This window comes from Mesorhizobium sp. WSM4313 (assembly GCF_002294725.1).
Taxonomy (GTDB): Bacteria; Pseudomonadota; Alphaproteobacteria; order Rhizobiales; family Rhizobiaceae; genus Mesorhizobium.
The window spans coordinates 18,814-32,659 of the sequence record NZ_NSFT01000029.1 but is presented as its reverse complement, the minus strand read 5'-3'; the positions used below and the strand labels follow the sequence as shown (position 1 = coordinate 32,659).

Sequence of the window (13,846 nt, the reverse complement as noted above, 5' to 3'; positions counted from 1 at the left end):
CTTCGTATCGCGGCGTTGGCGGTTTAATCGGGCCTAGTTCATTACACACTTCAGAGTGCCTCCCAGACATTGAGACTGATTCAAGATGGAGTGGCCAATTTCGACGGGTCTCAGCATTCTATCTGCATGGTGGTGTTCCAGCCCACCTGCCTGTGCAATACCAGATGGAATACGCTCATTGGGGTGGCGCTGATTGCATGCCTTTCACTTAGCGAGCCAGCAGGCTGACAGGTGCTGTGGTCCAACTTCGATCGCCGGCGGCTCCTCAGCTTTGCAACGGTCGAAGGCAAGCGGGCAACGAGGATGGAAACGGCAGCCCTTCGGCACGCGCGCGGCACTTGGAACCTCGCCCTGCAGGGCCGGCAACTCGGCGCGACCTGCGTTGCCGCCAATCTGCGGTGTGGCGTTGCGCAAGGCGACGGTATACGGATGGCGAGGGTTGAATGTGATCTCGTCGGCGCTACCAATCTCGACCAATTTTCCAAGATACAAGACCGCAATCCGGTCGGCGATCAGCCAGGCAAGGGGCAAATCGTGGGTGATGAACAGCAGCGCCATGTTGTGCCTGTCGCGCAAGTCAACCAGGACCTGAAGAATCTGAGCGCGTATCGAGACATCGAGCATCGATACAGGTTCATCAGCAACGATGAGTTCCGGCCGGACGGCAAGCGCTCCTGCAATCACGACGCGCTGGCGCTGCCCGCCGGATAGCTCGTGCGGGAAGCGGGCGAAGAAATCGCCGGGAGGATTGAGCCCAGCGGCCGCAAGCGCTTCACTCACCCGGTCGGCGAGTTGAGTGGCGTTACCGACCAGCCGCAGGGACTGCAACGGCTCCGCCACGATGTCGAACACGGTGTGTCGCGGATTGAGGGCCTGATAAGCGTCCTGGAAGATCATTTGCACGCGACGCCGGTACGGACGTAGAGCCGAGAAGCCCTCTACCGACCTCATGTCGCGGCCTTCGAACAGCATTCTGCCGCCAGTCGGCTTGGCAAGCTTGGTGATGACGCGGCCCACAGTGGTCTTGCCGCTTCCCGATTCGCCGACCAGGGCGACGATCTCGCCCCGCCCGACGTTGAGGTCGATCCCGTCTACCGCGCGCATGGCGCCGACAGATCGGCCCAGGACACGGTCGAACAGACCGCCCTGGATAGGAAAATGAACTTGCAGGCTCTCGAGACGCAGGATGCCGGCAGTGTCAGGCATGAACAGCGACCTTGTCTTCTTGCGTCAAGGACCGGTGAAGGTGACAGGCGACACGTCCCCGCCCGAACTTATTGAGGCTGGGGACTTCGGTCGCGCACCCCCCCATGACCGACGGGCAACGCGGATGGAAAGCGCAGCCCGAGGGTCGATTCACCAAGTTGGGAGGATCACCCGGTATTGGCCGGATCATCTTTTTGCCGCTCGCTGGGTTCGGGATCGATTCGATCAGCTGTCGGGTGTAGGGATGTTTGGGCTGGGCGAAAATCTCGGCGACAGTGCCATCCTCGACGATGCGGCCCGCGTACATGATCATTACGCGATCACAACACTTAGCCACCACAGAAAGGTCGTGGGTGATCAAAATCAGGGCGAGGCTCAACTGCGATCGCAAGTCGCCTAGCAGGTTAAGGATCTGAGCCTGAGTGATGACGTCGAGCGCTGTGGTGGGCTCGTCACCAATGATAATCGAAGGTCGACACGCGAGCGCCATGGCAATCATCACCCTTTGTCGCATTCCGCCCGACAACTCGTGAGGGTAGGCGGAACCACGATCCGCCGGGATGCCGACCAGTTGAAGCAACTCACTTCCCCGCTTGGTCGCCTCGCCCCGCGACATGCCGAGCTTCAGCATGCATGGCTCGGCGATCTGCTTGATAATGCGGTGAACAGGATTAAGTGCGTTCATCGCGCCCTGGAAGACAACGGACGTTTCGCTCCAGCGATGTGGCCGCATCGCCGCATCATCGTCGATCGGCAGTCGGTTGCCACGATAGCGCACTTGGCCGCCGCTGACCCGCGCGTTGGGTGATAGTAGACCAGCGATCGCCATCGCGGTCGTGGTCTTGCCACTGCCCGATTCTCCGACGAGGCCCACGGCCTCTCCGGCTCGGAGCGCGAAGCTTACGCCGTCGATTGCTCGCAATGAAACGCCCTTGAGCCCATAATCGACAGAGAGCCGGTCTATTTCCAGAAGCGGTGTTTTGTCCTGGGAGGAGCTGGTCATGGGATCACCCTCCGCCGTGGATTGAACGTGTCGTCAAGGGCACTGCCAATCAGGACGAAGCTAAGCGAAACCGTGAGTACGCACAGTCCTGGGGCGCCGAGGTACCACCAGGCTCCAGCACTGGCCGCGCCGGCGCGCTGAGCGAGCGAAAGCAAAGTGCCCCATGAAGGCTGCAACGGGTCCCCGAGTCCAAGGAATGAGAGCGATGTCTCGACATAGATTGCGCTGGCGACCACCAGCGCACCATTGGCTGCGATTTGCGGCACGAGATTGGGGAGGATGTGCCGCACCATGATGCCGAAATTACTGCTACCCGCAACGCGCGCACGATCAATGAATGGTCGCTCCTTAAGCGACAGTGTCTGACTCCGGACGATACGTGCAACAAAGGACCAGCTTGTCATGCCTATAACGACAATGATCACGAAAAGAGAAGGACGGAAGCCCAGGATTTCTCCACCGCGCCCCATCACCTCGAGAACCACGGGTGTAATGACCAGCGCCAGCACGAAGGACGGCATGACAAAAAAGAAGTCTGTCAAGCGCATCAGCCAGACGTCGACCCTGCCACCATAGTAGCCAGCGGTCGTACCGATTGTAGTCCCAACGACGAGGCTGATCACAGTCGCGAGTAGCGCAATCGTAAGCGAGATCCGGGCACCATGGAGGACCAGATTGAGCACGTCCCGCCCGATTTCGTCCGTGCCGAGCAGATGCTCGCCTGATGGGGGTGCGAGGAAATCGCCAGTTGCATTGATCGCAGTCTGGAGCGGTCCCGCCAGAATATTGGGGACCGCTCCCACAACAAGAAAGAATACCAGACATACGAGGCCCACCTGAGCACCGCCATAGCTGAGAAATTGACGCAGAAAGCCTTTTATTGCGCGCGCCCGGCCTCGCGGGCAATATCGAACAATATTGTCGCTCATTGTCGGACCCTCGGATCTAGAAGGCTGTAGGCAAGATCGGCTACGAGGTTTGCGAGAACAATTGAAACGCCAAGCAACAGGAATATGCCTTGAAGGACTGGGTAGTCCCGTGCGTTGAGTGCTTCCACCGTCAGCCCGCCGATACCCGGCCAGGCGAAAACGGCTTCGACAGTGATGGCCCCGGCGACCACATAGCCAATATTGAGGGTGATCAAGGTCACGACCGGTAGCATTGCATTGCGAAATGCATGACGCATCAGCATTTGACCGTTGGTCAGCCCTTTCGCCCGTGCGGTTACCATGTAATCCTCGGTGAGTACGTCACTCATTGCGGCACGAGCGACGACGACGTACTGGCCGATTAGCCCAAGCGCCACCGCAGTGGCGGGAAGCGTGAGATGTTGCAGGTAGTCGAGGAACGAACCAAGAGAGCCCGTGATCAGGCCGGGCGAGTATGCACCATAGCCCGGGAGCCAACCCAATGCCGTGCTGAAGATTACCACCAGGATCATGCCGAGCCAGAAAGCCGGCGTAGAATAGAGCGCCAGAGAGGCTCCGGTTGCGATACGGTCGCCGGCTCCTCCCCGGCGCCAGCCTGCGTAGATCCCAAGCATCACCCCAATAACGATTGCCATTATCTGAGCAACCCCGACTAGGACTATGGTGTCCGGCAGGCGTTCCGCTATCAGGTCTGCGACATGCCTGCCCCTGAACTTGAAGCTGTAGCCGAAATCGCCGCGGAGTGTTGCCGACAGGTAGTCGACCGCCTGGTCCGGGAACAGCGGCCGGTCAAGGCCCCAACGTTGGTTCTGCGCCTCAATCTGCTCGGCGGTGACGCTGACGCGCGCCCCGCCAAGCAAAAGAGATGCAGGGTCACCTGGAATAACTCGGAATAGGATGAAGTTCAGGACTGCCACCATCAGGAGGGTTATAGAGGCCCTGACGATGATGCGCAGGATGTGACGGCTCCCTCCCCCTCCGTTCACGGCGCGGGCACCGGCTTCAAGCGATCGAATGGGAAGTAGCTGTCCATCGACATGATGCCTTGCTTTCCCCAACCCTCGAAGCAATCCCTCCGGTGGGCTTCGAGCAGGGTGGGGTAACATAGTACGATGTAAGGCGCTTCAGTATAAATTAGTCGCGCTGCCTGGTCGACCAGCTTTTGGTTTTTCTTGAGGTCAACGGTGACCTGCACCTCCGCGAACAGTTTGTCGAACTCCGCATTCGTCCAGTACGCCTTGTTCTTGATGCCGATGGAATTGCTGCTGCCGAAGATGAGCAGGTCTTTAGGTGTTGGGCCTTGCCAGGTATCGGAAATGAGCAGATCCCACCCTCCGCCGCCTTTCGCCGGAGCTGCGGCGCGGGCGCTCAGCGCACCGGAGTCGAGCCGAGTCACCGATACAGGGATACCGATTTGCTCCAACCAGCCAGCGATAAACTGCACTGCCGCGACCGGCATCTCTATATTTGCTGAAGGTCCAGACACCAGCTCTAGCTGGAAACTCTTCCCGTCCTTGTCCTCCCGAATGCCATCGCCGTTCGTGTCCCGGTACCCTGCGGCGTCAAGCCGGCGGTTGGCTTCGGCGAGATCGAAGTGGCGCCTGATGTCGTTCAGATCTGAATAGTAATCGGCCGCCACCGGCATTGCGAGTCCGACACCAGGGTCGGCGTGTCCGCGCATGGCTCGATCGACGATGGCCTTCTGATCGATCGCGTAGCCGAGCGCATCGCGAAACGCCGGATCCTGCAGAGCCTTGGTGCTACCTGCGCCATCTCCCGAAGCGGTGTTGAAGGCGAGATAGGTTTTCTGAGCTATGCGGGATTCACCGACTACAATGTCGGGATCCTTCGAGAGATCAGCCCACTGGGCGGACGTCAGGTAGTTGCCATAATCGAGTTCCCCGCTCTTAAGACCTTGCGCAATCGGATCGGCGGCATCGAAGGACCGCAGGATCACCCCCGCGATTTGGGGCTTCCCCGTACGGAAATAGGGGTTCGGCGTCAGGCGTGTAAACTGGCCCTGGTGAAACTCCGAAACGATCATAGGTCCCGTACCCACCAAAGGCGGATCGTTGCGGAAGGTTACGCGTGCGTCAGCATAGCTGATGTCCTTCCAAATGTGCTCGGGAACGATCATTATGATATTGTCTATTGGCCAGGTCGCGGGGAACTTGGTCACGATCTGCAAAGTCTCGTCGTCGAACGCTTTGATGGACTCGACGTTCTCAAGACCGCTGGTGCTGTTCCACCCGACGTTTAGCTCGTCGGGCTTGCCTATGGAATCGTGCAAATAACTATAAGTGAACGCCGCGTCCCTAGCGGTAGCAGGCTGGCCGTCCGACCACTTCATGCCGGGCCAGATCTTGAAGGTCCAAGTGAGGTTGTCGTCGGCGACGGACCAAGATTGGGCAAAGCCCTTTCGATCGTCGTATCGCTGGGCGTCTATGCAGACCAAGAAATCATAGCAAATAGCCAAGGGCCAAAAGGAGCCCCAAGTGGCGAAGGGGTTCATCGAATCAGGGCCTCCACCCAGTCCGCCGATTCGCAGGATGCGATCGTCGCACGACGAGGCGAACGCCCTCGAGTTAATCCCCCAAGGGGTCGCCGAAATCGCCAGCATTGCCTTCATAAGCGCACGACGATTATATGAGTATTGGCTCATTTTATCCTCCCTGTTTGCCGGCTTTATCATCACTTCATGTTCACACGACCACGATGATCTACGGCCTCAACCCGGAACATCTGGCTTCCTTTTGACGGAAGCTCCACAGTCCCCTCATTCCAGATAAGTAGCAGTGCCCAGGGGGGTGGTTCCTGCAAATTGGCCGCTGTGCCTGCATGAATCCGGCGTTTTTCTCGATTCTGGGCACAGCTAGCCAGAATTAAAGTCGATTGGCCGGTTCCAGCTCCTGGCGGCGCCCACGGACAATTCGCATATAGCAAACGAGGCAGTCATTCAGGTTCTGTTCGCGACCTCGGGTTGGAGGGTCCCGTCGAGCCGCAAACGCCTTTATCACGGATGTGTGATGTCGGAATGTCGATGCCGAAATTCCAGAGGATATCCTCTTCCGGCACACGACGGTCTAAGAGGCGTTCGACAAGCTGCGCGCCGCGCAACAACACGGAGCTTGAGCCGCCCGTTGAAAAACGATGTAAACGCTGATGGATCTCCAGCCTGATGCGTGGCCGCCAGCTCGTCGACCGTGAACTATCCGCAAGCCATTGATCTGGCCTTTTGATTGAGGCGGATAGCGTCTTTTGAATTGCAGGATTAGCGGTATTTGGACGCTGTTTTCCTGCAATTCGGTTTTGCGATTCCCTTGTGCTGCGGAGCGTGATTCACTCGGTTCGGCGGCGGCGAATCGAGGGGACGGCGAATGTCCAAGCCACGCGAGACGGGAGAGCAGGACCTGTTCCGCTCCAGGCTCGATCAGATCATCAACATGAAGCAGGCGATCGACCGGCCGGTGCTGGAGGAGCGTTTCGGCGCCGTCTATTCGGACGGCCCCGGCATGCCGCCGCTGCCGACCCGGCTGATGGCGGGGCTGGCGATCCTCAAGCACACCTTCAACCTGTCGGATGAGGTGCTGTGCGAGCGCTGGGTGGAGAACCCTTACTTCCAGTATCTCACCGGCGAGACGTTCTTTTGCCATACGCTGCCGTTCGACCTCTCGTCGATGACGCGCTGGCGCAGCCGCATGGGCGAGGAGCGGATCGTGGCGCTGTTGCAGGAGAGCCTCAGCCTTGCGGTCAAGACCGGGGCGATGAAGCCGGCCGACACGCGCCAGGTGATCGTCGACACAACCGTGCAGCCGAAGAACGTCATGTTCCCGACCGACGCCAAGCTCATCAACCGGGCGCGCGAACGGCTGGTGCGGCTGGCCAAGAGGGAAGGAGCTCCATTTGCGCCAGAGCTATCAGCTGGCGCTGATCAGCCACCAGCGCTATGCCCACGCCAAGCAGTTCAAGCGGGCCAACAAGGCGCTGCGCAGGCTCAAGACCTATCTCGGCCGGACCATTCGCGACATTTCTCGCCAGATCGCCGGCGATGCGGGGCTGGACGCGCTCTTCAAATGGCCGTTCTACCAGGCCGCCACCGTTCTCTAGCAACGCCAGCGCCAGCGCGGCCGCAAGATCTACAGCCTGCACGCGCACGAGGTGGAATGCATTGGCAAGGGCAAGGCGCATATGCCCTACGAGTTCGGTGTGAAGGTGTCGGTGGCCACCACGCTGAAGCGCTCCAAGGGCGGCCAGTTCGCCCTGCATGCAAAAGCGCTGCCCGGCAATCCCTATGACGGCCACACGCTGGCAAGCGTCATATCGGCCACATCAAGAACGAACACCGCATGGGCCGCAACTACCTCGCCGGCCAGCAGGGCGACGCCCTCAACGCCGTCCTGGCCGCCGCCGGATACAACTTCTCCCTCCTGCTCAGGTGGCTGAAGTGATTTTTGTGGCCCTTGATCGCCCTGCTTCAACTCCGGCCGAAGTCGGTCGCCGCTTAGCGTCTGGATCACGGTCGACCAGCACGAGTTCCAAAAATCCAACCTGCATCTCAGGCACCGCGTCCTGACCTCGGAAATCGAGGATCCAGTCTCGACAGAGTATTCGACAAGATGCGGACGTGTGTTACAATAACGAGCCGCAACTCATACCAGACATGAGCTCATATTTTGGGATAGTGGCCTCCAAGCGGTCAAGCCACGGACGCGAATGTCATCCGATAAAGGGTCGCGGCGTCATAGATGGGCAGTCCTGTCCTACGACGGATTGCTGACGTCACCATCGGGAACAATGTACATTCAAATAGGAGGGCGGCAATCCCCGGATGTGCGGCGCCAAGTCGCGCGACACAGGCTGCAACCTCCGACTCCATTTCAACAACACCAGCCGGCCACGCGTCACCTTCAATGCCGCCGATGACTACTCTTGCCTCTGCGGATGAATCTATGCCCAGCAGCTCTTTGCCGCAGTGTCTTGAGTCTGCGGCCACAACGGCGAGCTTTGCGTCAGCTGGAAGCTGCCGGAGTAGCGTGGGCGCCAGTAGCAGGCTCGACATGGCCACCGGGACTTCGACAGACGCGGCCACTGCAGCCTGGTACCGGATACTGAACCCGCAGTCCCCGGTTATCGCGACTGCTCCGCGCTCGACCAACCGCCTGGCAGCTGCAATGTAGGCCGGCTCGAGAGAAGCATCACCGGGAATGACCCTCTCCTCCAAAGCCCCGGCCGCGGTCTCTATTATAATTGGGAAGTCGAAAGTTGCCGGGTTGAAGACCGACTCCGGTTGCGGTGGCGGAAATTCACGAGGCGGAAGTCCGATCTCCAGCCCAATAATTCCGAGGGCCCTTTGTTGAGTTGTCACGGAAGCATCCTTCTTCTGGAAGCAGCTAAGATGGTGATTTCGGCAGCAAATGCCCATCACCTGCGCGATACAGGTTCTCTCTGAATGCACGAATTTAACAGCGTCGAAACGGCTGTTTCAGAGAAACATGCCTTTCCAGGCGCAGTAAGTCGGCATTGTTTTGGTGCATTCGCATGAAAGCCGTAAAAACTGGGAAACCGCAGAACGCTTGTGCGACCCTCCCCGGGCCTGTAGGATACCGGGTTTGCGTCCGCCGTCAGACAATCGTGTTAGGGCACTTTCCAGAGCCCAGATGCCCTGAATGGCAGATTGAACGCACATCAGATCTTCAAGCTCGCAACTGCCGAACGGGCAGCGCTATTTACCTAACTCGACCAATCTGGGGCTTGGACCGGACGATCCTAGTTATGCAGTCCTGAATGAACTGGGGCAGTAACCTCGACATCAACCCGGCCCTGAAAAACCGCGCGTAGGTTCGTCGCAGGGCAGCCTGCTCCGAACGGACCAGTTCCTGCCCGGAAGCCACCCACGGGATAACTCAACTAGCGGCACAACCCGCAACTCACCTCGTCTCCAGCACCGCATTGAGAAACTGCTGCGTTCGCTCGTTTTGCGGATTGCCTAAAAGCTGGCTGGGCGGGCCTTGCTCGACAATCTTACCGCCAGAAAAGAAGCACACGCGATCGGAGAACTCCTTGGCAAAGCCCATCTGGTGCGTGACCATCAGCATTGTGAGGTCATGTTCGGCGCTGAGCTTGCGGATGACGTTGAGCACCTCTCCAACCAGTTCCGGGTCAAGCGCTGATGTCACCTCGTCAAACAGCATCACCTTGGGCCGCATGGCCAACGCCCGAGCGATCGCCACGCGTTGCTTCTGGCCCCCGGAAAGCTGGATCGGGAAATGGTTCTTCTTGTCGCCGAGGCCCACCAAGTCGAGCAGCTCTGCCGCTCGGGCCTCCGCCTCCTTCTTCGAGAGCCCAAGGACGGAGATCGGCGCCTCCATGCAGTTCTGCAGAGCAGTCATATGCGGGAACAGGTTAAAGTGCTGGAACACCATACCGATCTTGGCACGCACGCGACGGAGATGACGCTCGCTCGCCGGCACTATTTGGCCGTTCTTCTGCGTATGCGTCAACGGTTCACCGTCGACCCATATCACCCCCCCGTTGATGTGCTCAAGCGTCATCAGCATGCGCAGAACGGTGGTCTTGCCCGAGCCGGACGGACCAATGATGGACACCTTCTCGTTGCGTGCGATCTCGAGATTGAGTTCGTCCAGCACCGTCAACGCGCCGTAGCGCTTTGTGACGTTCTCGAAGCGAACTATGGGTTCGTTCATGACTTTTTCGCTGCGCCTGATATCGAGGTCAAGCTCGTCCCGCCTGGCTGATGCCCTAGGGCGCTTCGTGAGATCGTCCTCGAAGCGAAGCACAAATTCGCTCATAGTATAAGGCCTCCCTATTGCAGATGGTAGCGGCGGTTGAGCCAGACGCGGACCGACTGCACGATAGCGGAAGCAACCAAGCTGAACACGTAGTAGAAGAAGCCGCACATAGTGATCGCTTCTATGTATCGATAGTTATTGCCCCCGAAATTTTTCGCCTGCTGCAGCATCTCGAAGATCGAGATTGCCGCCAGGACCGGCGTGTCCTTGAACATGCCGATGAAGTAATTGCCCAGAGCTGGCACCATGGGCGGGATCGCCTGCGGCAGAATGATTGTTCGCCAGGTCCGCGTTCGCGAAAGGTTTAGTGCCGTACAGGCCTCCCACTGGCCGCCATCCACATTCTCGATGCCGCCGCGGAAGACTTCGGAACAATAGGCTGCATAGTGGATCCCCAGCACGCCAACTCCCGCCGTCCAGGCAGGAATGAAGATTCCGATCTGCGGACCAACGAAATAGACAAAGAACAACTGCAGCAGCAAGGGCGTTGAACGGATAAACTCCACGATCTCCGCCATGGTGGTCGAGACGTAGCGGTTTGGCGACTGGCGAATCATCGCGAAGACAAGACCCAATATCAGCGCGATCGCAAACCCGAGCAGCGTAGCCTCAATGGTGACGATCGCTCCCTGATAGAGATATGGGAAAGCCTCCCATACGTAAGACCAATCCCAGATCTTCAAGCCACCTGCTCCCGAACGAAACCGCGCGAGACGCGGCGTTCCAGCCAGCGCACGAAAGGAGTGATGAGGGCGCGCGCGATGATGTAATAACCGAATAGTGCAACCGCAAAGAACAGCATATAATCGCCAGTTGCGTCGGCCGCCTGCTTGGCGGCGCTAGTAAATTCGGGAATGGTGATGAAGAAGACGAGCGAGCTACCCTTAAGCACATCGATGAGCATGTTACCCCAGGTCGGCAGCATGGCGCGCATTGCCTGTGGGAGGATAATACGCCGCATCATGGTGAGCCGCGAAAAATTGAGCGCTGTAGATGCCTCATACTGGCCCCTATCAACGGCCTGAATGGCGGCGCGGACATACTCGGCTGCGTAGCCAGAGGCATTCATTCCGATCCCCAAAATTCCGACAGTCCACGGCGACAGGAAAATACCGAAAATCGGCAATACAAAGAACCACCAGTAGAGCTGAACCAGCATGGACGTCCCGCGGAAGAATTCGATGTAGGCGATACTGAACCAGCGCAACTGCCGACGGGGAGAGACTCGGGTCAGGCCCACGAAAAGCCCAAGGACGATCGCTACGACGCAGGCGCCAAGAGTGACGATGACCGTAGTCATGACGCCCTTGGTGAGCACGGCAAAGATAAAGCTGAGATCGACCTTACTCATATGCCCTCCCCACTGACCGCCTACCGGCCAAGGGCCGGGGAGCGGTCAGACGCATAGCTTCAGCCCTTGCAAAGATCAGCGGTCTTGCTGCCATCCGGGAGATCGCGTTTGGTGTAACCATATTTGCCGACCGCGGCCATCATTTCGTCAGAGCCAATATAGTCTTTCAACACAGCATTGAACGCGTCTACCGCAGCCTGTTCGCTGAGCGGGAAGGCTATGGCGGGATGTTCATTCGGTCCCGGCGGGGTATACGGGTCAGCCACCTCAATGCTGGGATCCTGCTCGGCAAGAGTCGTCGCGTTCAGACTATAGAGCGAGCCGGCAGCGGCGCGGCCGGCCTTTACAGCCTGTACGACCTCGGGCGGTCCGGCGACCTGCATAACCTTGTCGTCAGGGAAACCTAATTTCTTCGCCTGCTCGACTGCGGTGGTACCCGTCATGATGGCCAGGGTAAGCCCCTTCTTCTGAGCGTCATGGAGGGAATGCAGCGCTTCCGGATTGCCCTTCGGCACGATCATCGAATCATTGCTCGATGCGATCGGTTCGCTGAACAGGACGTTGCGGCACCGCTCCGGCTTAATCCACATGCCGCCCGTGATGATGTCAAAGCGACCAGCCTGGAGGCCCGGGACAAGGGAACCCCAATCGGTTACGACCGGCTCGATTTTGGTCGTTCCCATCTTTCTCAGAACGTCCAGTGTCATCACATTGACCAGGCCAAGCGGCTCGTTGTTCGCACCAGGATAGGCACTGGGAGGCTCATTGGTGAAGCCAAGACGGATCGTTTCTCCGTTCTTAATCTTATCGAGCAGCGACTCCGCCGAGGCCGAACCGGCAAAGGACGAGATTGTCATCGCCGCCAGGCCGAGCGCGGCAATCCTCTTCAAGATTGCAGCCTTAAAGCATTCGTCGAGTTTCCACTTGACCACTGGTTAGTCCTCCGTTTTCGCATCGCCGATGGTCTCCCGATATGCCTCGGGAAAAGACCATTGCATCATTTGTTGAGCTTGTAGTCCGGCGGTTCCCATCATCGTGTGAGCTGCAGGGTCCCCACTTAGGTATAGATTCCTCCAGTCGATCCTTTGCTACGCCACTTGTGCATGCTTCGTGAGCGTAGCAGCGCAGCTGTGGTGCTTTGTGCGAGAAATGCAAGTTATTCGCAGAAATTCGGTGATTTTTGGGTGCATACGCACATTTCCGTCATCCCCGTGGTTCGTTGGAAGTGAACAATCGCGAGCTGTGGTATGGCCAACTGAGGCACACCACGTCTTGCATGACTCCTGCCCTGCCCGGTTGGATGGGCGCCACCGCCTGGGCTATGCCCTTGTTGCCATGGCAGGGCACAAGTTCGTCGTATGCGACACGCCGCTGAGAGATTCGCCTCGGAGACGCTGGCCCGAGCATTGTTCCCGTCACAGTTGATCATTCGTGCCATTGACGGATGAGTCTGTTCACGGCTTCGCTCCGGATCAACCTGGACGGAATCGCCGGCATTATTGAGCAGATGGAAATCTGAATTCCTGATCAGCTTCGCCAGGTTGATCCCTTGCTCCGGCGTCGCGGTAGGGTCGTTCTTGGACCAGATGATCAACGTCTGGGCCTGAAGCTGATCAAGGTAGGGGAAGATATACTTCTGCTGCAGCAGTGGATAACGATGCAGGTTTGTCTCGTCTTCCGGCAATCTCTGCCAGATCTCCCATTGTCCCCGAGCCGCGGCCCGCCGATAGGCTTCTCGCTCGGCGCATTCCACATCCTGCCCGTGGGCGCGGCAGCTTTTCCGCCGTGCGGTGATGTATTCCTCTTCGCTCGGCATCGGGCCGGAACAGCCGTAAGCCTGCCGGCAGGCCTCCAGCCAAGCTTCGTCACGGTCATCTCCGAACGCCGGCGACACGGAGTTAGCGGTCAGCAGGACAAGCTTAGAAACAAGATCGGGACGCACGATCGCGACCCGCGCGTCGACGAATGATCCTTCTGAATGGCCGACTAGCGTGATCTGCTTCAAACCCAGTTGTTGGAGGAAGCTAATTACATGATTCACACGACCGAGCCGGTTAATGTATTTGCAGTCAGCAGGATAATCCGTTCCCCCAAAATGGAGTTGATCAATCGCTACTACCGTAAATTGATCGGATAGCCCGTTCAGCTGCCGAACAAAGGAACTCTTAGCCTCTGCACGGAAGCCCGCCCCCTGCAGGAAAACAATCGGCCTACCAGCTCCGTTCTCGCAGTACGATGTCTCGACACCATCAACCGATACGCGATGCTTGGTGATCATCGGTTCCTCGGCAAAAGGAGGGGCATCAGGTCGGCATTGCGACATGCGAGATGGACTGCCATTGCTCACTCCTGAGCGTAGCAGCCTCACATGCCACGTTGCCGAACTATCTCGTCTGAATACCGGAAATCGGCACCCCGGAGCCTCGCGTCTTGTCACTTTGCTCTGTCGTCGCCCAGCCACTGCGGCCGGGAGCCTTTTAGGTGCATGGGTGGCATTCCCCGCAAGATTTCAACCCTTGCACAGGTCGCCGGTCTTGGTGCCGTCCGG

At 58.5% G+C, this 13,846-nt stretch carries 11 protein-coding genes and 1 pseudogene; 1 reads left to right on the top strand and 11 read right to left on the bottom strand.

Features of this window, described 5'->3' with window-relative positions; translation table 11 throughout:
* Positions 1–204: 204 nt before the first annotated feature.
* Genes CK219_RS29910 through CK219_RS29890 form a run of 5 tightly spaced genes read right to left on the bottom strand, consistent with a single transcriptional unit; the run spans position 205 to position 5,800 of the window.
* Positions 205–1,206: an ABC transporter ATP-binding protein gene (locus CK219_RS29910; protein ID WP_063169341.1), complete on the bottom strand. Its 1,002-nt coding sequence runs from the start codon at positions 1,204–1,206 to the stop codon at positions 205–207.
* Positions 1,199–2,209: an ABC transporter ATP-binding protein gene (locus tag CK219_RS29905; protein WP_063169342.1), complete on the bottom strand. Its 1,011-nt coding sequence runs from the start codon at positions 2,207–2,209 to the stop codon at positions 1,199–1,201. Before CK219_RS29905 ends, CK219_RS29910 begins: the two co-directional genes overlap by 8 nt.
* Positions 2,206–3,138, bottom strand: a complete 933-nt coding sequence (locus CK219_RS29900) for an ABC transporter permease (protein WP_063169343.1) — start codon at positions 3,136–3,138, stop codon at positions 2,206–2,208. The genes CK219_RS29905 and CK219_RS29900 overlap by 4 nt, the downstream gene beginning before the upstream one ends.
* Positions 3,135–4,124, bottom strand: coding sequence for an ABC transporter permease (locus CK219_RS29895; RefSeq protein WP_063169344.1), 990 nt, complete (start codon positions 4,122–4,124; stop codon positions 3,135–3,137). Before CK219_RS29895 ends, CK219_RS29900 begins: the two co-directional genes overlap by 4 nt.
* Positions 4,121–5,800, bottom strand: a complete 1,680-nt coding sequence (locus CK219_RS29890; protein WP_063170379.1) for an ABC transporter substrate-binding protein — start codon at positions 5,798–5,800, stop codon at positions 4,121–4,123. Before CK219_RS29890 ends, CK219_RS29895 begins: the two co-directional genes overlap by 4 nt.
* Before the next feature lie 715 nt (positions 5,801–6,515).
* Between CK219_RS29890 and CK219_RS29885 the strand changes: the two are divergent.
* Positions 6,516–7,586 (top strand): annotated as a pseudogene (locus CK219_RS29885) (IS5 family transposase).
* A gap of 248 nt (positions 7,587–7,834) precedes the next feature.
* On the opposite strand, the gene CK219_RS31905 reads toward CK219_RS29885, so the two are convergent.
* The 6 genes from CK219_RS31905 to CK219_RS29855 all read right to left on the bottom strand — a co-directional run bounded on the left by CK219_RS31905 (position 7,835) and on the right by CK219_RS29855 (position 13,576).
* On the bottom strand, positions 7,835–8,503 hold the full coding sequence (locus CK219_RS31905) for a hypothetical protein (protein WP_176477193.1): 669 nt from the start codon (positions 8,501–8,503) through the stop codon (positions 7,835–7,837).
* Positions 8,504–9,065: 562 nt separating this feature from the next.
* Positions 9,066–9,842: an ectoine/hydroxyectoine ABC transporter ATP-binding protein EhuA gene (ehuA, locus tag CK219_RS29875; RefSeq protein ID WP_063170381.1), complete on the bottom strand. Its 777-nt coding sequence runs from the start codon at positions 9,840–9,842 to the stop codon at positions 9,066–9,068.
* A gap of 119 nt (positions 9,843–9,961) precedes the next feature.
* Complete coding sequence (gene ehuD / locus CK219_RS29870; RefSeq protein WP_063169345.1) at positions 9,962–10,630, bottom strand: ectoine/hydroxyectoine ABC transporter permease subunit EhuD; 669 nt, start codon at positions 10,628–10,630, stop codon at positions 9,962–9,964.
* Entirely contained in the window at positions 10,627–11,298 is a 672-nt protein-coding gene (ehuC, locus tag CK219_RS29865) for an ectoine/hydroxyectoine ABC transporter permease subunit EhuC (RefSeq protein WP_063169346.1), read from the bottom strand. Before ehuC ends, ehuD begins: the two co-directional genes overlap by 4 nt.
* Positions 11,299–11,357: 59 nt before the next feature.
* Complete coding sequence (gene ehuB, locus CK219_RS29860) at positions 11,358–12,230, bottom strand: ectoine/hydroxyectoine ABC transporter substrate-binding protein EhuB (protein WP_082826582.1); 873 nt, start codon at positions 12,228–12,230, stop codon at positions 11,358–11,360.
* Positions 12,231–12,454: 224 nt separating this feature from the next.
* Positions 12,455–13,576, bottom strand: a complete 1,122-nt coding sequence (locus CK219_RS29855) for an alpha/beta hydrolase (RefSeq protein WP_063169347.1) — start codon at positions 13,574–13,576, stop codon at positions 12,455–12,457.
* Positions 13,577–13,846: the final 270 nt, after the last annotated feature.